Origin of the sequence: Longimicrobium sp. (assembly GCF_035474595.1) — a bacterium.
Taxonomy (GTDB): Bacteria; Gemmatimonadota; Gemmatimonadetes; order Longimicrobiales; family Longimicrobiaceae; genus Longimicrobium.
Genome location: NZ_DATIND010000151.1, coordinates 93,156 through 115,289, shown reverse-complemented (window position 1 = coordinate 115,289; position 22,134 = coordinate 93,156). Strand labels below are relative to the sequence as shown.

The window sequence follows — 22,134 nt, the reverse complement described above, 5'->3', positions numbered from 1 at the left end:
GCGCCATCGCGCACACCCGGCGAGACATCCTTCGACGTTCGGCCGGGTCGCGGGTGAATCCCCGGCGGGGAAAGCTGCCGGACCGGCCGCGCACCCTCCGTCCGCATTGGAATCCTCCGCTCCGCGCGGAATCACCGGTTTGTCGCGCGGGGTGGGGAACACTGGCGCGATCCGGATCTTTGCTCCATCTTTGTCGCACCGACACCCGTACCTCCGGCGACGCAGCCCATCCACTTCGGGCCACCGACGGACCTTACGTGCACTTCTCCACCCCTCCAGGAACGCGGGGCGGGCGGAGGAGCCGCGGGAGGATTTCGCCGGCTCCGGCACCCCGACACGATCGCTCCCCGTCCCCGGGCGGCGGAGAGGACCGCGGGGCTTGCCGCGCGCGCCGTCCTGAGGTGTCCGCCGTGTGAAGCGCCTGCCGTGTGAAGTGTCCGCCGGCCGATGGACGCGGTGCCGTGCCGCGCCGCCTCCGCGCCGTCCATCCCGCAGGGCTGGTTTCCGTGTGACGCCGCGCCGGGCGAGCCGGCCGTCCACATTCCGAACAGACTGACGTCCCCCAGGGGCGTCCGGCGCGCGGGGCAGTTCCGCGCCACCGGACGCGCCTCCGTTTTCGCCCACGCTCCGCCCGATCGGCTACCCCCACCGGTGCCAATCCGCCACTCCGGTCCCGCACGCCGCGCCGGGATCTCGTCGCCGCTCCCCGTGGAGCCGCGCCGGGAGCTCCCGCGGCCGCATTTCGACGTCCCGCGCCGCGCACGCGCGGTGGCCCCCGGCCGCGTCTCGCGCGTCCGGGCGGGCTTGCCGCGTCCGCATCCGCGCGGCGGCGCGAGCGGCATCTCCACGGCGCGCGCCGGCTTCCGCGCTTCGGCTGCGAGGGCGGGCAAGCCCTCTCCATCTCCCTGCATCCGCAACGGCTCAGGCACCCCCGTATGACAGTTCACGCGTTGCTCGCCAGGCTCCACGCCGCCGGAATCCAGCTGCGCAGGAGCGGCGAGGGTCTGGCCGTCTCGGGCGACCGGACCCGGCTGGACCCCGAGCTGCTGGGCCAGCTGCGGGTGCACAAGTCCGCGCTGCTGGACCTGATCGCCGGCGAGGAGTGGTGGTCGCCCGCGGCCATCCGCCCCGAGATGCTGACGCTGGTCGAGCTCACGCAGGAGGAGATCGACACCGTCGTGGCCACGGTGGAGGGCGGCGCGCGCAACGTGCAGGACATCTACCCGCTGGCGCCGCTGCAGGAGGGGATCCTCTTCCACCACCTGATGGCGCACGGGGGCGATCCGTACATCGGCGTGAGCCTGTCCACCTTCGAGACGCGCGACCGGCTGGACGCGTACGTGGCGGCCATGCAGGCGGTGATCGACCGGCACGACATCCTGCGCACGTCGCTGGCCTGGGAGGGGGTGCGCGAGCCGGTGCAGGTGGTCTGGCGCCAGGCCACGCTGCAGGTGGCGGAGGTGGAGCTGGACCCGGCGGAGGGCGACGTGGCGGGGCAGCTGTGGGCGCGCCACGGGGCCGGCGCGCAGCGGATGGACCTGCGCCGCGCGCCGCTGATGCGCCTGTTCGCCGCGAGGGACGGGGAGCGCTGGGTGATGGTGCGCCAGCGCCACCACGTGATCGGCGACCACGTGACGTCGGAGATCGTGGGCGAGGAGATCCGCGCGCACCTGCTGGGGCGCCAGGCCGAGCTCCCCGCGCCGCTCGCCTTCCGCGGCTACGTGGCGCAGGCGCGCCGCGGCGACGGCCGCGCGGGCGACGAGGCGTACTTCCGCGCGCTGCTGGCGGGAGTGGAGGAGCCGACGGCGCCGTTCGGGCTGCTGGACGTGCGCGGCGACGGCTCGGGGATCGCCGAGCACGAGCTGTGGCTGGACGACGCGTTCTCGCTGCGGCTGCGCGAGAGCGCGCGGCGGCTGGGGGTGAGCGCCGCCAGCCTGTGCCACGTGGCGTGGGCCCAGGTGCTGGCGCGGACCTCGGGGCGCGGCGACGTGGTGTTCGGGACGGTGCTCTTCGGGCGCATGCAGGGCGGGGAAGGGGCGGACCGGGTGCTGGGGCCGTTCATGAACACCCTTCCCGTCCGCGTCCGGGTGGGCGCGGAGGGCGCGGCCGACGCCGTGCGCGCGGCGCACCGCCAGCTGGCGGAGCTGATGCGCCACGAGCACGCCTCGCTGGCGCTGGCGCAGCGCTGCAGCGGGGTGGCCGCGCCGGCGCCGCTCTTCACCGCCATCCTGAACTACCGCCACATCGGCGGCGGGAAGCAGGCGCGGACGGCGGAGGCGGCGCGCGCGTGGCAGGGGATCCGCGGGGTGCGCGGCGAGGAGCGGACCAACTATCCCCTCACCCTCTCGGTCGAGGACCGGGGCGAGCAGGTGGGCCTGACCGTGCTCGCGCCTTCCTCCGTCGGTCCCGAGCGCGTCTGCGCGATGATGCGGCGCGCGCTGGAGGGGCTGGTGGACGCGCTGGAGACGGCGCCCGGGCGCCCGCTGGCGCGCGTGGAGGTGCTTCCCGCGGAGGAGCGCGGCCGGGTGCTGGTGGAGTGGAACCGCTCCGCCGCGGAGTACCCGCGGGATGCGTGCATCCACTCGCTCTTCGAGGCGCAGGCGGAGCGCACGCCGGACGCGGAAGCCGTCGCCGACGCGGCGGCGTCGCTCTCCTATCGCGAGCTGAACCGTGCCGCCAACCGCCTCGCGCACGAGCTGCGTGCGCGCGGCGTGGGGCCCGACGTGCGCGTCGGCCTCTGCGTGGAGCGCGGGGTGGAGATGATGGTGGGGCTGCTCGCCGTGCTGAAGGCGGGCGGGGCGTACGTGCCGCTGGACCCCGAGTACCCCGAGGACCGGCTGCGCTACATGCTGGCCGACAGCCGCCCCGCCGTGCTGCTGACGCAGGCGCGGCTGGCCTCGCGCTTCGCCGGTGTGGGGATGCCGGTCGTCGCGCTGGACGCGGACGCGCCGCGCTGGGCGGACCGGCCGGAGACGAATCCCGAGCACGGCGGGCTGCGTTCCGGCCATCTCGCCTACCTCATCTACACCTCCGGATCGACCGGGCAGCCGAAGGGCGTCGCCATCGCCCATCGCAACGCGGTGAACTTCCTGGCCTGGGGCGCGCGCGAGTTCCAGGGCCGCGCGATCGAGCGGACGCTGCTGTCGACGTCGCTGAACTTCGACCTGCACGTCTTCGAGACCTTCGTTCCCCTCGTCGTGGGCGGGGCGGTGCGGGTGGTGCGCGACGCGCTGGACCTGGTGCACGCGGAGGTCGATGCGACGCTGGTGAACACCGTCCCCTCGGCCATCAAGGCGCTGGTGGAGGCCGGCCGCGTCCCGTCGACCGTGCGGACGGTGAACCTGGCCGGCGAGCCGCTGAAGCAGGGGCTGGTGGAGCGCATCTTCGCCGAAACCGGTGTCGATCGCGTCTGCAACCTGTACGGCCCGTCGGAGACCACGACGTACTCGACGTGGGTGGAGATGCGGCGCGAGGACGGCTTCGCGCCGCACGTGGGCCGGCCGCTCGCCAACACGCAGATCTACCTGCTGAACGCGGACGGCGAGCCCGTGCCCGCCGGCGTCGTCGGGGAGATGTACATCGGTGGCGACGGGGTGGCGCGCGGGTATCTCGATCGCCCCGAGCTGACGGCGGAGCGCTTCGTCGCGGACCCGTTCGCGGCCGATCCCGGGGCGCGGATGTACCGCACGGGCGACCTCGCGCGCTGGCTGCCGGACGGGAACATCGAGTTCCTGGGCCGCAACGACGCGCAGGTGAAGATCCGTGGCTTCCGCATCGAGCTGGGCGAGATCGAGGCGCGGCTGGCGCGGCACCCCGAGGTGCGCGAGGCCGCGGTGCTGGCGCGCGAGGACAGTCCGGGCGACAAGCGGCTCGTCGCCTACTACGTCGGCGAGGGCGTGGGCGCCGAGGCGCTGCGGACGTGGCTGGGCGAGCAGCTTCCCGAGCACATGGTGCCGGCGGCGTACGTGGCGCTGGACGCCATGCCGCTGACGCCCAACGGCAAGCTGGACCGCAAGGCGCTCCCCGCGCCCGAGGGCGACGCCTTCGCGCGGCGCGGCTACCACGCGCCGGAGGGCGAGACGGAGCGCGCGGTGGCCGGGATCTGGGCCGAGGTGCTGGGCACCGACCGCGTGGGGCGCCACGACGACTTCTTCGAGCTGGGCGGCCACTCGCTGCTGGCGCTGCAGGTGATCTCTCGCGCGCGGCAGGTGCTGGGCGTGGAGGTGCCGCTGGGGATGGTGTTCGAGCGCCCCGTGCTGGCGGACTTCGCGCGCGGGCTGGACATCGCGGACGGCGCGGAGCTGCCCGAGATCGAACCGGCGGAGCGCGGCGGACGGCTGGCGCTCTCCTATTCGCAGCAGCGGCTGTGGTTCCTGGAGCAGCTGGGCGGCGTGGGCCCCGCCTACACCATCCGCCGGCGGCTGCGGCTGAAGGGGGCGCTGGACCGCGCCGCGCTGGTCCGCGCGCTGGACCGCATCGTCCAGCGGCACGAGGCGCTGCGCACCACCTTCGCCGCGGCCGACGGCGAGCCGGAGCAGCGCGTGGCGCCGGCGGAGGGGAGCCGCTTCCATCTCGCCGAGCACGACCTGTCCGGCTACTACGAGGACACCGCGGCCGAGCTGCGCGCCCTCATCGCCGCGGAGACGAACGCCGGGTTCGACCTGGCGCGCGGGCCGCTCATCCGCGGGCGGCTGGTGCGGCTGGCGGCGGAAGACCACGTGCTCCTCGTCTCCATGCACCACATCGTCTCCGACGCGTGGTCGATGGGGGTGCTGGTGCACGAGCTGGGCGCGCTGTACGCCGCCTTCCGCCGCGGCGACCCCGATCCCCTTGCGCCCCTCCCCATCCAGTATCCCGACTACGCGGCGTGGCAGCGGCGCTGGGTGGACGGCGAGGTGCTGCAGCGCCAGGCCGACTACTGGCGCGCGTCGCTCGCCGGCGCGCCGGAGCTGCTGGAGCTGCCCACCGACCGCCCCCGCCCCGCGCGGCAGGACCACGCGGGCGCCTCGGTGCGGGTGGAGCTGGACGAGGCGCTGACGGCCGCGCTGAAGGCGCTCTCGCAGCGGCACGGGACCACGCTGTTCATGACGCTGCTGGCCGGGTGGGCCGCGGTGCTGGGCCGCCTGGCCCGCCAGCGGGACGTGGTGATCGGCACGCCCACGGCCAACCGCGGACGGCGGGAGATCGAGGGATTGATCGGCTTCTTCGTGAACACGCTGGCGCTGCGCGTGGATCTCGACGGCTCGCCGACCGTCTCCACGCTCCTCGCGCGGGTGAAGGCGCGGGCGCTGGAGGCGCAGCATCACCAGGACATCCCGTTCGAGCAGGTGGTGGAGCTGGTGCAGCCGGCGCGGTCGCTGGCGCACACCCCCGTGTTCCAGGTGATGTTCGCGTGGCAGAACGCGCCGGGCGGGAAGCTCGAGCTCCCCGGGCTGGAGCTGGCGCCGGTTCCCGGAGGCGTGGCGGAGGAGACGGCCAAGTTCGACCTCTCCCTCTCCCTCTCCGAGTGGAACGGCAAGATCGTGGGGGCGATGGAGTTCGCCACCGCGCTCTTCGATCGGGCCACGGTGGAGCGGCACGCCGGCTACCTCCGCGCCGCGCTGGCGGAGATGGCGGCGGACGAGACGCGGCGCGTGGACCGGCTCGACCTGCTCCCCGCCGCCGAGCGGGCGCAGCTGCTGGAAGCGTTCAACGCGACCGCCGCGGACCACCCGACCGGCGTCTGCGTGCACGCGCTGTTCGAGGCGCGCGCGGCGCAGTCGCCCGAGGCGGCGGCGGTGGAGGCCGGTGGCGAGACGCTGAGCTACGGCGAGCTGAACCGCCGCGCGAACCGGCTGGCGCACCACCTGGTCGCGCGCGGCGTGGGGCCGGACGTGCCGGTCGCGCTCTGCGTGGAGCGGGGGATGGAGATGGTGGCGGGGCTGCTCGGCGTGCTGAAGGCGGGCGGCGCCTACGTGCCGCTCGACCCCGAGCACCCGGACGACCGGCTGCGCTACATGCTGGCCGACAGCCGCCCCGCCGTGCTGCTGACGCAGAACGCGCTCGCCCCGCGCCTCGGCGCGCTCGCCGCCGACCTGCCGATCCTCGCGCTGGACGCGGACACGGCGTGGGCGGACGAATCGGACGCGGATCCGCGGGTGGCGGGGGTGACGCCGGAGCACCTGGCGTACGTCATCTACACCTCCGGGTCGACGGGCATGCCCAAGGGCGTGGCCGTGCCGCACCGCGGGCTGGCCAACCTGGTCGGCTGGCACTGCGCGGCGTTCGGGCTGAAGGCGGGCGACCGCTCGTCGTGCGTGGCCGGGCTGGGCTTCGACGCGGCCACGTGGGAGATCTGGCCGCCGCTCGCGGTGGGCGCCGCGCTCCTCCTTCCCCCGGCCGGGCGCGATCCATCGGCGCTGCTGGAGTGGTGGGCCGCGCAGCCGCTGGACGTGAGCTTCCTGCCCACGCCGCTGGCCGAGTCGGCGTTCGCGCGCGGCATCACCCATCCCCATCTCCGCACGCTGCTGGTCGGCGGCGACCGGCTGCACGCGGTGCCGGAGGGGCTGCCGTTCGCGCTGGTGAACAACTACGGCCCCACCGAGGCCTCCGTCGTCGCCACCTCGGGGTCGATGGAGAGCGGCGGGAAGCCGCACATCGGCCGCCCCGTGGCGAACGCGCGCATCTACGTGCTGGACGGCGAGGGCCAGCCGGTGCCGCTCGGCGCCGTGGGCGAGCTGTACGTCGGTGGTGCCGGCGTGGCGCGCGGATATCTCGGTCGCCCCGAGCTGACGGCCGAGCGCTTCGTGGCCGACCCGTTCTCCGGCGAGCCGGGGGCGCGGATGTACCGCACGGGCGACCTGGCGAGATGGACTGAAAGTGCGGAAGTGCGTGAGTGCGGAAGTGCGTTGGATCCGCGCGAGAACCAGCGCACTCCCGCACTCCCGCACTCACGCACCGCGGTCCTCGAGTTCGTCGGCCGAAACGACTTCCAGGTGAAGGTGCGCGGCTTCCGCATCGAGCTGGGCGAGATCGAGGCGCGGCTGGCGGAGCACGCCGCCGTGCGCGAGGCCGCCGTGCTGGCGCGCGAGGACGGCTCCGGCGACGCGCGGCTCGTCGCCTACGTGCTCGGCGATGGGGTGGAGATCGAGGAGCTGCGGGCGCACCTGGCGGCGTCGCTGCCGGAGTACATGGTGCCCGCGGCGTTCGTGCGGATGGACGCGTTCCCGCTGACGCCCAACGGCAAGCTGGACCGCCGCGCGCTCCCCGCGCCGGAGGGCGACGCCTTCGCCAGCCGCGCGTACGAGGCGCCGGAGGGCGAGGCGGAGCAGGCGGTGGCGGAGATCTGGGCGGAGCTGCTGCGCGTGGACCGCGTTGGCCGCCGCGACCACTTCTTCGAGCTGGGCGGGCACTCGCTGCGCGCGGTGCAGGTGATCTCGCGCGTCCGGCAGGCGCTGGGGGTGGAGGTGCCGCTGGGCGACCTCTTCCTGCGCCCCGTGCTGGCGGACTTCGCGCGCGGGCTGGAGTCGGCGTCGCGCGCGGACCTTCCCGCGATCGTGCCGGCGGAGGACGGCGACCGGCTGGCGCTGTCGTTCGCGCAGCAGCGGCTCTGGTTCCTGGACCGCATGGGCGGCGCGGGCGCGGCCTACCACATCCCCGCGCGGCTGCGGCTGCGCGGCGAGCTGGACCGCGCTGCGCTGACGCGCGCGCTGGGCCGCATCGTCGCGCGGCACGAGGCGCTGCGGACGACCTTCGGCGAGACGGACGGTGCCGCCGCGCAGCGCATCGCGCCGGCGGAGGGGTGCCGCTTCCACCTCGTCGAGCACGACCTGTCGGGCGAGGCGGGCGCGGCGGCGGAGCTGCGCCGCCTGGCGATCGAGGAAGTGAACGCGCCGTTCGACCTGGAGCGCGGGCCGCTGGTCCGCGGGCGGCTGGTGCGGATGGCGTCGGACGACCACGCGCTGCTCGTCACCCTGCACCACATCGTGGCCGACGGGTGGAGCATGGGCGTGCTCACCCGCGAGCTGGCCGCGCTCTACGCCGCCTTCCGCCGCGGCGACGCCGATCCCCTCACGCCCCTTCCCGTGCAGTACGCGGACTACGCGGCCTGGCAGCGGCGCTGGGTGGAGGGCGACGTCCTGCGGCAGCAGGGCGATTACTGGAAGGAGGCGCTGGCCGGCGCGCCGGAGCTGATCGAGCTGCCCACCGACCGTCCGCGCCCGGCGCGGCAGGAGTACGCGGGCGCCTCGCTCGGCTTCGAGCTGAACGAGGCGCTGTCGGCGGGGGTGAAGGCGCTGGGGCGGCGGCACGGGGCGACGCCGTTCATGACGCTGCTGGCCGCGTGGGCGGTGGTGTTGAGCCGCCTTTCGGGGCAGCGCGACGTGGTGATCGGCACGCCGGCGGCCAACCGCGGGCGGCGCGAGATCGAGGGGCTGATCGGCTTCTTCGTGAACACGCTGGCGCTGCGCATCGACCTGGGCGATTCGCCGTCCGTCGCCGCGCTGCTGGCGCGGGTGAGGGAGCGCGCGCTGGCGGCGCAGCAGAACCAGGACATCCCGTTCGAGCAGATCGTGGAGCTGGTGCAGCCGGCGCGGTCGCTGGCGCACACGCCCGTCTTCCAGGTGGCGTTCGCGTGGCACGGCGCCGCGCGCGCCGGCGGGATGGAGCTGCCGGGGCTCGAGGTCGCCCCGGTGGACGGCGGCGGGCAGGTGACGGCCAAGTTCGACCTGTCGCTCGCCTTCTCGGAGCGCGGCGAGCGGCTGGTGGGCGGGCTGGAGTACGCGACGTCGCTCTTCGACGCGGCGACGGTCGAGCGCGTCGCGGGCTACGTGCGCCGCGTGCTGGAGGAGATGGTGGCGGATGACGCCCGCCCCGTCGACCGGCTCGCCGTGCTGCCCGACGCCGAGCGCGCGACGGTGGTGGAGACGTGGAACGCGACGGATGCGGAGTATCCCCGCCACGCGTCCGTCCCCGCGCTGTTCGAGGCGCGGGCGCAGCAGACGCCGAACGCCGCCGCGATCGCCGAGGGCGGCGCGACGGTGAGCTACGCCGAGTTGAACGCGCGGGCGAACCGCCTCGCGCACCACCTCGTGAGTCGCGGCATCGGTGCGGGGGCGCGCGTCGCGATCCTCCTGCCGCGCTCGGCCGAGCTGGTCGCCGCGGAGCTGGCGGTGCTGAAGGCGGGCGCCGCGTACGTGCCGCTCGATGCGAGCTATCCGGCCGAGCGCATCGCCTTCATGGTCGCGGACAGCGGCTGCGGCGTGCTGCTGAGCCAGTCCGGCGAGCAGGTCCCGCATCTCCCGAACGTCGAGCGCATCGACATCGACGGGATTGGGGATGGAGACGCGGATGATCTCCAGATCTCCATCACCGGCGAAGCGGTCGCGTACGTGATGTACACGTCGGGATCGACCGGCGAGCCGAAGGGGGTGATGGTTCCGCATCGCGCCATCACGCAGCTGGTGATGACGAACGGCTTCGCGGACCTGGATGCGGACGATCGCGTCGCCCTCGCCTCGAACCCCGCGTTCGACGCGGCGACGATGGAGGTGTGGGGTCCGCTGCTGAACGGCGGCCGCATCGTCATCGTCCCGCAGGACGTGCTGCTCGATCCCGAGGCGTACGGCATGCTGCTGGTGGATGAGGGCGTGACGACGATCCTCATCACCCCCGTGCTCTTCAACCACTACGCGCGGGTCATCCCCGGCGCGCTCTCCGGGCTGAAGCAGATCCTCACCGGCGGCGACAAGGCCGATCCGGCGGCGTACGCGCGGGTGCTGGCGGAGCGCGGGCGCGTCACCATCTACAACTGCTACGGCCCGACGGAGACGACCTGCTTCTCCATCGCCCACGATGTCGTTGGGGTGACGGAGGATACGCGCACGGTCCCGATCGGCCGCCCCCAGTCGAACACCCGCGTCTACGTGCTGGATTCGGCCGGCGAGCCGGTTCCGATCGGCGCCGTCGGCGAGCTGTACGTCGGTGGCGACGGTGTCGCGCTGGGATACTGGAACCGCGCGGAGCTGACGGCGGAGCGCTTCGTCGCCGATCCGTTCGCCGGCGATCCGGAGGCGCGGATGTACCGCACCGGCGACCTGGTGCGCTGGCGGGCCGATGGGCGGCTGGAGTTCGTGGGCCGCAACGACTTCCAGGTGAAGGTCCGCGGCTTCCGCATCGAGCTGAGCGAGATCGAGTCGCGGCTCGCGGAGCATCCGGCCGTCGGCGAGTCCGTCGTCGTCGCGCGCGAGGACGGGCCGGGCGACAAGCGCCTGGTCGCGTACTTCGTGGGCGAGGATGCGGACGTGGACGCGCTGCGGGCGCATCTCGCCGAGCGCCTCCCCGAGTACATGGTTCCCGCCGCGTACGTGCGGCTGGACGCGTTCCCGCGCACCGGCACCGGCAAGGTCGATCGTCGCGCCCTCCCCGCGCCCGAGGGCGACGCGTACGCCCGGCGCGGCTACGAGGCGCCGCTCGGCGAGATGGAGACGGCGGTCGCGGAGATCTGGCGCGAGGTGCTGCGCGTGGAGCGCGTGGGCCGCCACGACCACTTCTTCGAGCTGGGCGGCCACTCGCTGCTGGCGGTGCAGGCGGTGTCGCGGGTGCGGCAGCTGCTGGGCGTGGACGCGCAGCTGGGCGAGGTGTTCGAGCGCCCGGTGCTGGCGGACTTCGCGCGCGGGCTGGAGTCCGCCGCGCGCGCCGACCTTCCGGCGATCGAGCCCGCGGACCGCAGCGGGCCTCTGGCGCTGTCGTTCGCGCAGCAGCGGCTGTGGTTCCTGGAGCGGCTGGGCGGCGTGGACACGGCGTACCACATCCCGCGGCGGCTGCGGCTGCGAGGCGAGCTGGACCGCGACGCACTGGTCCGCGCGCTGGACCGCATCGTCGCGCGCCACGAGGCGCTGCGCACCACCTTCCGCACCGTGGACGGCGAGCCGGCGCAGCACGTGGCGCGCGCGGAGGAGAGCCGGTTCCATCTCCGCGAGCACGACCTGTCCGCGCACGCCGGCCCCGAGGCCGAGCTGCGGCGGCTGGCGGCGGGCGAGGCCGGCGCGCCGTTCGACCTGGAGCGCGGGCCGCTGGTGCGCGGGCGGCTGATCCGGCTGGCGGCCGACGACCACGTGCTGCTCATCACCCTGCACCACATCGTCTCCGACGCGTGGTCGATGGGCGTGCTGACCGACGAGCTGGGCGCGCTGTACGGCGCCTTCCGCCGGGACGCCGCCGATCCGCTTCCGCCGCTCCCCGTCCAGTACCCCGACTACGCGGCCTGGCAGCGCCGCTGGGTGGACGGCGAGGTGCTGCGGCGGCAGGCGGACTACTGGCGCGATACGCTGGCCGGCGCTCCCGAGCGGCTGGAGCTGCCCACCGACCATCCGCGCCCGGCGCGGCAGGACCACGCGGGCGCGTCGCTGGGCTTCGAGCTGGACGAGGCGCTGACGGCGGCGGTGAAGGCGCTCGGCCAGCGCCACGGCACCACGCCGTTCATGACGCTGATGGCCGCGTGGGCCGTGGTTCTCGGCCGCCTGGCCGGGCAGGGCGACGTGGTTCTCGGCACGCCGACGGCGAACCGCGGGCGGAGCGAGATCGAGGGGCTGATCGGCTTCTTCGTGAACACGCTGGCGGTGCGCATCGACCTGGCGGACGCGCCTTCCGCCGCCGCGCTGCTGGGGCGGGTGCGGGAGCGGGCGCTGGGGGCGCAGCACCACCAGGACATCCCCTTCGAGCAGGTGGTGGAGCTGGTGCAGCCGGTGCGCAGCCTGGCGCACACGCCGCTCTTCCAGGTGATGTTCGCCTGGCAGAGCACGCCGCAGGGGCGGCTGGAGCTCCCCGGCCTGGCCGTGGGCTCCGTCGGCGGGGCCGCGCAGGCGACGGCGAAGTTCGACCTCTCGCTGACCCTTTCCGAGCGCGACGGGCGGATCGTGGGCGGGGTGGAGTACGCGACCGCGCTCTTCCAGGCGGAGACGGTGGAGCGGTGGATGGGCTACCTCCGCCGCGTGCTGGCGGGGATGGTGGCGGACGAGCGCCGGAGCGTCGCATCGATCCCGCTGCTGGCCGGTGAAGAGCGCCGGCAGGTGGTGGAGACGTGGAACGCCACCGCGCTGGACTACCCGCGCGAGCTCTGCATCCACCAGCGCTTCGAGGCGCAGGCGGTGCAGACGCCGCACGCGGACGCCGTCGTCTCCGAGCGGGGGACGGTGACGTACGCGCAGCTGAACGCGCGCGCCAACCGCCTCGCGCACCACCTGCGCGCGATGGGTGTGCGGCCGGATTCGCGTGTCGCGGTCTGCGTGGAGCGGGGGACGGAGATGGTGGAAGCGCTGCTCGCCGTCGTGAAGGCGGGCGGCGCGTACGTGCCGATGGACCCTGCGTACCCGGACGAGCGGCTGCGCTACATGCTCGCGGACAGCGCCCCCGTCGCCCTGCTGACGCAGGCATCGCTGGCGGCGCGGTTCACCGGCATCGACGTCCCCGTGCTCGACCTGGGCGACGATGCGGCGTGGGCGAATGGTGACGCGGCGAACCCGGCGCGCGAGAGCGTCGGGCTGGACGCGGGGCACCTGGCGTACGTCGTCTACACGTCGGGCTCGACGGGGACGCCGAAGGGCGTGCAGGTGGAGCACCGCAGCCTGGGCAACCTGGTCGCCTGGCACTGCGACGCGTTCGCGCTGCGCGAGGGTGATCGGTCTTCGAGCGTCGCGGGCTTCGGGTTCGACGCGAGCACGTGGGAGATCTGGCCGCCGCTCTGCGCGGGCGCCGCGCTCCATCTCCCCGCCGCGCGCGATCCGGAGGCGCTGCTGGAGTGGTGGGCGAGGCAGCCGCTGGACGTGTGCTTCCTCCCCACGCCGCTGGCCGAGCTCGCCTTCGAGCGAGGCATCGCCCCGAAGACGCTGCGCACGCTCCTCGTCGGCGGCGACCGGCTGCGGACGCTCCCGGCGGACGCCATCTACACCGTCGTCAACAACTACGGGCCGACGGAGACGACGGTCGTCGCCACATCCGGCATCGTCGGGACGGCGGCGCGGCTGCACATCGGGCGCGGCATCTCCAACACGCAGGTCTACGTGCTGGACGCGCGCGGCGAGCCGGTGCCCGTCGGCGTCGCGGGCGAGCTGTACGTCGGCGGGGCGGGCGTGGCGCGCGGCTACCTCGGCCGGCCCGGTCTCACGGCGGAGCGATTCATCCCCGATCCGTTCAGCGCCGGGCCGGGCGCGCGGATGTACCGCACGGGCGACCTCGTCCGCTGGCTGGCGGATGGGACGATCGAGTTCCTCGGCCGCAACGACTTCCAGGTGAAGGTGCGCGGCTTCCGCATCGAGCCGGGGGAGATCGAGACGCGGCTGGCGGATCATCCGCAGGTGCGCGCGGCCGTCGTCCTGGCGCGCGAGGATGCGCCGGGCGGGCCGCGGCTGGTGGCGTGGTACGTGGCCGACGCGGCGATCGAGCCGGAGACGCTGCGCGCGTTCGTCGGCGAGCGGCTGCCGGAGTACATGATCCCCGCCGCCTTCGTGCGGCTGGAGTCGCTGCCGCTGACGCCCAACGGCAAGGTGGACCGCCGCGCGCTTCCCGCGCCCGACGCCGGCGCCTTCGCGGCGCGCGGCTACGAGGCGCCGGTGGGCGAGACGGAGGAAGTGCTCGCGGAGATCTGGGCCGAGCTGCTGCGCGTGGAGCGCGTGGGGCGCACGGATAACTTCTTCGAGCTGGGCGGCCACTCGCTGCTGGCGGTGCGCCTGTTCGAGATGATGCGGCAGCGCGACCTGCACGCCGAGGTCGGCGACCTGTTCACCACCCCCACGCTGGCCGGGCTGGCCGCGGTCACCGAGCACGTGCAGGAGTTCCGGCTGTGAACATCGCAGAGCTTCTCGAACGCCTGGCCGACGCGCGCGTCGAGCTGGGCGTGGACGCGGACCAGCTGGTGGTGCGCGCCCGCGGCCGGAAGCTGGACCCGGCGCTGCTGGGGCTGCTGCGCGAGAACAAGGAAGCGCTGCTGAACGTGGTCCGCTCCGGCGAGTACGCCGCCGCGGCCGCCCCCGCCGCGCCGCTGCTGGAGCTCTCCCCCGCGGAGATGGAGCTGGTCGCGGCGTCGGTGGACGGCGGCGCGGCCAACCTCCAGGACGTGTACCCCCTGGCGCCGCTGCAGGAGGGGATCCTCTTCCACCACCTGATGGCCGAGGAGGGCGATCCGTATCTCCTTTCCAGCGTTTCCACCTTCGCCACGCGCGCCGAGCTGGAGGCGTACGTGGCCGCGCTCCGCGCCGTGGCCGCCCGCCACGACATCCTGCGCACCGCGGTGGTGTGGGAGGGGCTTCCCGAGCCGGTGCAGGTGGTGTGGCGCCAGGCGCGGCTGGAGGTGGAGGAGGTCGAGGCCGACGCGTCCGCGGGCGACGTGGCGCGGCAGCTGTGGGACCGCTTCGACGCGCGGCACACGCGCATGGACCTGCGCCGCGCGCCGCTGATGCGGGCGTACGCCGCGCGCGACGGCGAGCGCTGGGTGCTCCTGCTGCAGCAGCACCACCTCACCGGCGACCACGTGACCTTCGACCTGGTGCGCGAGGAGGTGCGCGCGCACCTGCTGGGGCGGCAGGCGGAGCTTCCCGCGCCGCTGCCGTTCCGCACCTACGTGGCGCAGGCGCGGCAGGGCGTGGGGCGCGCCGAGCACGAGGCGTACTTCCGCGCGCTGCTGGCGGACGTGGACGAGCCCACCGCGCCTTTCGGCCTGGCCGACGCGTGGGGCGACGGCTCGGGGATCGAGGAGGCGCGGCTCCCGGTCGACCGCGCGCTGGCCGGGCGGCTGCGCGAGCGCGCGCGGGCGCTGGGCGTGAGCGCGGCCAGCGTCTGCCACGTGGCGTGGGCGCTGGTGCTGGCCCGCGTCTCCGGCCGCGACGACGTGGTGTTCGGCACCGTGCTCTTCGGGCGGATGCAGGGCGGGGCGGGGGCGGACCGGGTGCTGGGGCCGTTCATCAACACCCTTCCCGTGCGTGTGCGGGTGGACGCCGACGGGGCCGAGGCCGCCGTCCGCGCCGCCCACCGCCAGCTGGCCGGGCTGATGCGCCACGAGCACGCCTCGCTGGCGCTGGCCCAGCGCTGCAGCGGCGTGCAGGCGCCGGCGCCGCTCTTCACCTCGCTGCTGAACTACCGCCACGTGGGCGGCGGCGTGCGCCCCTCCGAAGCCGCCGGCGAGGGCGAGGGCGTCCGCGGGATGTGCGCCGAGGAGCGCACCAACTACCCGCTCGCGCTGTCGGTGAACGACTGGGGCGACGGATTGGGCTTCTCCACGCAGGCGCCCGCGTCCGTCGGCCCCGAGCGCGTCTGCGCGATGATGCACCGCGCGCTGGACGGGCTGGTGGAGGCGCTGGAGACCGCGCCCCATCGCCCCGCTGCCGCGGTGGACGTCCTTCCCCCGGCGGAGCGCCGGCAGGTGGTCGGCGAATGGAACGAGACGGAGGCGGAGTATCCCCGCACGTCGTGCTTCCACCACCTCTTCGAGGCGCAGGCGCGGCGCACGCCGGAGGCCGTGGCGCTGTCCTTCGATGGCGGGACGCTCACCTACGGCGAGCTGAACCGCCGCGCGAACCGCCTGGCGCATCACCTGATCGCGCGCGGCGTGGGGCCCGACGTGCGGGTGGCGCTGTGCGTGGAGCGCGGGGTGGAGATGGTGGGCGCCGTGCTGGCGGTGATGAAGGCGGGCGGGGGATACGTGCCGCTGGACCCCGCCTATCCGCGGGAGCGGCTGGACTACATGCTGGCCGACAGCGCCCCGGCGGTGCTGCTGACGCAGGCCTCGCTCGCCGCGCGCTTCGCCGCCGCGGGGGTGCCCGCGCTGGCGCTGGACGGGGACGCGGAGGCGTGGGCCGGGCTGTCGGACGAGGACCCGGCGCGCGCGGACGTGGGGCCGGGGAACCTGGCGTACCTCATCTACACCTCCGGCTCCACCGGCCGCCCCAAGGGGGTGATGGTGGAGCACCGCGGCGTGGCCAACCTCGTCGCCGCGCAGGCGTGCTTCGAGGCGGCGCCGGAGAGCCGCGTGCTGCAGTTCGCCTCGTTCAGCTTCGACGCGTGCGTGTTCGAGATGGCGATGGCGCTCTGCCGCGGCGCCGCGCTGCATCTCCCCCCGCGCGGGGCGGTGCTGGCGGGCGAGGCGCTGGTGGAGCTGGTGGCGCGCGAGGGGATCACCCACGCCACGCTTCCCCCCGCGGTGCTCGCGCCGCTGCCGGAGGGGGTGGAGATGCCGTCGCTGCGCACGCTGGTGCTGGCGGGCGACGCGGTGCCGGAGGCGCTGGTGAAGCGCTGGGCGCCGGGGCGGCGGATGTTCAACGCCTACGGCCCCACCGAGGCCACCGTCTGGTCCACCGTCCACGCCTGCAGCGCCGGCGAGGCCGGCGATCCGTGCATCGGCCGCCCCGTGGCCAACCACCGCGTGCTGGTGCTGGACGCCGCGGGCCGTCCGGCGCCCGTCGGCGTGGCGGGAGAGCTGTGCATCGGCGGGGTGGGGGTGGCGCGCGGATACCTGAACCGCGCCGCGCTCACCGCCGAGCGCTTCGTCCCCGACGCGTTCTCGGGTACGCCCGGCGCGCGGCTGTACCGCACGGGCGACCTGGCGAGATGGAAGGAAAGTGCGGTTCTGGAGTTCCTGGGCCGCAACGACTTCCAGGTGAAGATCCGCGGCTTCCGCATCGAGACCGGCGAGATCGCGGCGCGGGTGGCCGAGCACGCCGGCGTGCGCGAGGCGGCGGTGCTGGCCCGCGCCGACGCCGGCGGCGGGAAGCGGCTGGTGGCGTACTACGTCGCGGACGCGGCCATCGAGGCCGACGCGCTGCGCGCCTTCGCCGCCGAGCGGCTGCCGGAGCACATGCTTCCCGCGGCGTTCGTGTGGCTCGCCGCGATGCCGCTCACCCCCAACGGCAAGCTGGACCGCCGCGCCCTCCCCGCGCCCGAGGGCGGCGCCTTCGCCCGGCGCGGGTGGGAGGCGCCGCAGGGGGATGTCGAGACCGCGCTGGCGGAGATCTGGGCCGAGGTGCTGGGCGTGGACCGCGTGGGGCGCAACGACCACTTCTTCGAGCTGGGCGGCCACTCGCTGCGCGCGGTGCAGGCCATCTCCCGCGTCCGCCAGCGCCTGGGCGCCGATGCCGCGCTGGGCGACGTCTTCGCCCGCCCGGTGCTGGCCGACTTCGCGCGCGAGCTGGTGACGGGGCCCGGCGCGGGGCTTCCGCCGATCACCCCCGCGGCGGCGGACGAGCGGGCGGCGCTGTCGTTCGCGCAGCAGCGGCTCTGGTTCCTGGACCGCATGGAGGGCGCGGGCGCGGCCTACCACATCCCCATGCGGCTGCGGCTGCGCGGCGAGCTGAACCGCCGCGCCCTGGTCCGCGCGCTGGACCGCATCGTCGCGCGCCACGAGGCGCTGCGGACGAGCTTCCCCGAGGTGGACGGCGTGGCCGCGCAGCGCATCGCCGCGGTCGAGGATTCGCCCTTCCATCTCCTCGAGCACGACCTCTCCGCCGATCCGCAGGCCGAAACAGAGCTGCGCCGCATCGCCGCGGAGGAGGCGACGGCGCCGTTCGACCTCGCCCGCGGGCCGGTGATCCGCGGGCGGCTGGTGCGGCTGGCGGCGGACGACCACGCGCTCCTGCTCACCCTGCACCACATCGTCGGCGACGGGTGGAGCATGGGGGTGCTGGCGCGCGAGCTGGGCGCGCTCTACGACGCCTTCCGCCGTGGCGATCCCGATCCCCTCCCCCCGCTGTCCGTGCACTACGCCGACTGGGCGGCGTGGCAGCGGCGCCGCGTGGGCGGCGACCTGCTGCGGCAGCAGGCGGACTGGTGGGCGGAAACGCTCGCCGGCGCCCCCGAGCTGCTGGAGCTGCCGGCGGACCGGCCCCGCCCCGCGCGGCAGGACTTCGCGGGCGCGGTGGTGCCGCTGGAGCTGGACGCGGAGCTGACGGCCGCGGTTGTGGCGCTCGGCCGGCGGCACGGGGCCACGCCGTTCATGACGCTGATGGCGGCCTGGTCCGTCGTCCTGGCCCGCCTTTCGGGGCAGGCGGACGTGGTGATCGGCACGCCCACCGCCAACCGCGCGCGCCCCGAGGTGGAGGGGCTGATCGGCTTCTTCGTCAACACCCTGGCGGTGCGGGTGGAGATGGGCGATTCGCCCACCGTGGCCGGCCTGCTGGCGCGGGTGCGGGAGCGGGCGCTGGCCGCGCAGCAGCACCAGGACATCCCCTTCGAGCAGGTGGTGGAGCGGGTGCGGCCGGCGCGGTCGCTGGCGCACGGGCCGCTCTTCCAGGTGATGTTCGCCTGGCAGAGCGCCTCCGGCGGCGGCCGCGAGCGCCGCTCCGTGGACGGGCTGCGGGCGGGCCCGCTGGGCGCGGCGGCGGACCATCCCACCTCGCGCTACGACCTGACGCTCTCGCTGGCCGAGTCGGACGGGCGGATCACCGGGGGGATGGAGTACGCCACCGCGCTCTTCGACGCGGCGACGGTGGAGCGGTGGCTGGGCTACCTCCGCCGCGTGCTGCAGGAGATGGTGGCGGATGAGCGGCAGCCCGTCTCCCGCATCCCCCTCCTCCCCGAGGCGGAGCGGCGGCAGGTGCTGGAGGGGTGGAACGCGACCGATCGCGATTACCCCGCGGGCGCCTGCGTCCACGGGATGTTCCAGGCCCAGGCCCGGCGGACGCCGGACGCGGTCGCCCTCTCCTGGCGCGGCGAGCGGGTCACGTACGCGGAGCTGGACGCGCGCGCCAACCGGCTGGCGCACGCGCTCAGGCGGCGCGGCGTGGGGCCGGAGGTGCGCGTGGGCGTCTGCCTGTCGCGCACGCCCGATCTCGTCGTCGCGCTGCTGGGCGTCCTCGCGGCGGGGGGCGCGTACGTCCCGCTCGACCCCGCGTATCCGCGCGAGCGGCTGGGGTGGATGATGGAGGACGCGGAGATCCCGCTCGTCCTCACCGAATCTCACCTCGCGGACCGCCTGCCGGAGGATGCGGCGGCGCTCTTCCTCCTGGACCGCGAGCGGGGCGCGTTGGCCGCGGAGTCCTCCGACGCGCCGGAGAGCGGCGCCGTCCCCGGCAACCTGTCGCACGTCATCTTCACCTCGGGGTCCACCGGGCGGCCCAAGGGGGTGATGATCCGCCACGCGGCCACCGTCGTCCTCCTGCACTGGCTGCGCGAGAACGTGACCGACGCCGAGCGCGCGTCGGTGCTCTTCTCCACCTCGGTGAACTTCGACGTCTCCATCGCCGAGGTGTTCGGCACGCTCTGCTGGGGCGGCAGGCTGGTGCTGGTGGAGAACGCGCTGGAGCTGGCCACGCTGGGCGAGGAAGTGGTCTACGCCAGCATGGTCCCCAGCGCCGCGGCCGAGCTGCTGCGCGGCGGCAGCATCCCCCCCTGCGTGCGGACGCTGAACCTGGGCGGCGAGGCGCTGCCCAACGCGCTGGCGCAGGGGCTGTACGCGCTGGGCACGGTGGAGAAGGTCGGCAATCTGTACGGGCCGACCGAGGACACCACCTACTCCACCTACTCGCTCGTCCCCCGCGGCGCCGCGGCGGTGATGGTGGGCCGCCCGGTGGCGAACACGCGGGCGTACGTGCTGGACGATCATCTCCAGCCGGTGCCGCGCGGCGCGGGCGGCGAGCTGTACCTGGCCGGCGACGGGCTGGCGCGCGGCTACGCGGGGCGCCCGGCGATGACGGCGGAGCGCTTCGTCCCCTGTCCCTTCGGCCCCGCGGGGTCGCGGATGTACCGGGTGATGGACCGCGTGCGCTGGCGCCCCGACGGCGAGCTGGAGTACCTGGGGCGCCTGGACTTCCAGGTGAAGGTGCGCGGCTTCCGCATCGAGCTGGGCGAGATCGAGGCGCGCATGGCCGAGCACCCCGCCGTGGGTGACGCGGTCGTCCTCGCGCGCGAGGACGCGCCGGGGGACCGCCGCCTCGTCGCCTACTACACGGCCGCGGCGGCGGTCGAGGCCGACGCGCTGCGCACGCACCTGGCCGCGCGCGTCCCCGAGTACATGGTGCCCGCCGCGTACGTGCGGCTGGACGCCTTCCCGCAGACGCCCAACGGCAAGGTGGACCGCCGCGCCCTTCCCGCGCCCGGCGGCGACGCCTTCGCCACGCGCGAGTGGGAGGCGCCGGTTGGCGAGACGGAAGCGGTGCTGGCGGAGATCTGGGCCGAGGTGCTGCGCGTGGAGCGCGTGGGCCGGTGGGACCACTTCTTCGAGCTGGGCGGCCACTCGCTGCTGGCGGTGCAGATCGCCTCGCGGGTGCGGCAGGCGCTGGGGGTGGAGGTGCCGCTGGGCGACCTCTTCACCCGCCCGGTGCTGGCCGACTTCGCCCGTGGCGTGGAGACGGCCGGCCGCGCCGAGCTGCCGCCGGTGGAGCCGGCCGAGCGCGGCGACGCGATGCCGCTGTCGTTCGCGCAGCAGCGGCTCTGGTTCCTGGAGCGGCTGGGGAGTGCGGGCACGGCCTACCACATCCCGCTGCGGCTGCGGCTGCGCGGGGAGCTGGACGGCGATGCCATGCGGCGCGCGCTGGACCGCATCGTGGCGCGGCACGAGGCGCTGCGCACCACCTTCGCCGAGGTCGATGGCGAGCCGGTGCAGCGTGTCGCGCCGGCGGAGGCGGGCGCGTTCCGCCTGGTGGAGCACGACCTGGCGGGGGATGAAGCCGCGCTGCGCCGGGTGATGGAGGAGGAGAGCGCGGCGGCGTTCGACCTGGAGCGCGGGCCGCTGGTGCGCGGGCGGCTGGTGCGGATGGCGGGGGACGACCACGTCCTGCTCGTCACCCTGCACCACATCGTGAGCGACGGGTGGAGCATGGGCGTGCTGACCCGCGAGCTGGGCGCGCTCTACGACGCCTTCCGGCGCGGGGATGCCGATCCCCTTCCGCCGCTGGCCGTGCAGTACCCCGACTACGCGGCCTGGCAGCGCCGCCGCGTGGACGGCGAGGTGCTGCGCGAGCAGGCCGACTACTGGGCGCGGACGCTTTCGGGCGCGCCCGAGCTGCTGGAGCTGCCCACCGACCGCCCCCGCCCCGCGCGGCAGGACCACGCCGGCGCGCTGGCGATGTTCGAGCTGGACGAGGAGCTGGCGGCCGGGCTGCGGGCGCTGGGGCGGCGGCACGGGACCACGCTGTTCATGACGCTGCTGGCGGGGTGGGCGACGACGCTGGCCCGCCTTTCCGGGCAGGACGACGTGGTGGTCGGCACGCCCACCGCCAACCGCGGGCAGCGGGAGATCGAGGGGCTGATCGGCTTCTTCGTGAACACCCTCGCGCTGCGGGTGGAGCTGGGGGACCAGCCGTCCGTGGCGCAGGTGCTGGCGCGGGTGAAGGAGCGCGCGCTCGAGGCGCAGCATCACCCCGACATCCCCTTCGAGCAGGTGGTGGAGCGGGTGCAGCCGGCGCGGTCGCTGGCGCACAGCCCGCTCTTCCAGGTGCTGTTCGCCTGGCAGAACGCGCCGGGCGGCGGCGGGCTGCAACTTCCCGGGCTCACGCTGGGCTCCGTCAGCGGCGCGTCGGCCGGTCACGTGACGGCCAAGTTCGACCTGTCGCTGACGATGGGCGAGCGCGGCGCGCGCATCGGCGGTGGGCTGGAGTACGCCACCGCGCTGTTCGACGCGGCAACGGTGGAGCGCTACCTCGGCTATTTCCGCCGCGTGCTGGAGGCGATGGTCGACGACGAGCGTCAGTCCGTCGCCCGCATCGCCCTCCTCGCGGACGCCGAGCGCCGGCAGGTGGTGGAGGATTGGGGACGCGCGGCCGTCGCGGCGCCGACCGGCGATTGCATCCACGCGCTGTTCGAGGCGCAGGCCGCGCGCACGCCGCATTCCGTCGCGCTGATGTGTGGCGGCGAGGCGGTGACGTACGCGGAGCTGGACACGCGCGCCAACCGGCTGGCCCACCACCTCAAAGACCGGGGTGTGTCCGCCGAGTCCGCGGTGGGCGTGTGCCTGGAGTGGGAGACGGAGCTCGTCGTCGCGCTGCTGGCGACGCTGAAGGCGGGCGGTGTCTACGTCCCGCTCGATCCGTCGCTCCCCGCCGAGCGCCTTTCGTACATGGCGGAAGATGCGGGGCTCCGCGCGCTCGTCACCCGCGGCGCGCTCGCCGACTCCATCCACGCCGACGCAATCGTGCGCGTGGATGCGGATGCGGAGCGGATCGCGGCTGAATCGCC

General features: G+C 74.9%; 2 protein-coding genes (1 of these 2 cut by a window edge). Both read left to right on the top strand.

Features of this window, described 5'->3' with window-relative positions; genetic code table 11:
* The first annotated feature begins 950 nt into the window (after positions 1–950).
* Positions 951–13,820 (top strand): non-ribosomal peptide synthetase, encoded by a 12,870-nt coding sequence (locus VLK66_RS25905; protein WP_325312410.1) that lies wholly within the window; start codon positions 951–953, stop codon positions 13,818–13,820.
* On the top strand, positions 13,817–22,134 hold the 5' portion of the coding sequence (locus tag VLK66_RS25900) for a non-ribosomal peptide synthase/polyketide synthase (RefSeq protein WP_325312409.1). Its footprint extends 15,436 nt past the window's final position; 8,318 of the gene's 23,754 nt are visible here — the first part of the coding sequence; it begins with the start codon at positions 13,817–13,819; the stop codon falls past the right edge of the window. The genes VLK66_RS25905 and VLK66_RS25900 overlap by 4 nt, the downstream gene beginning before the upstream one ends.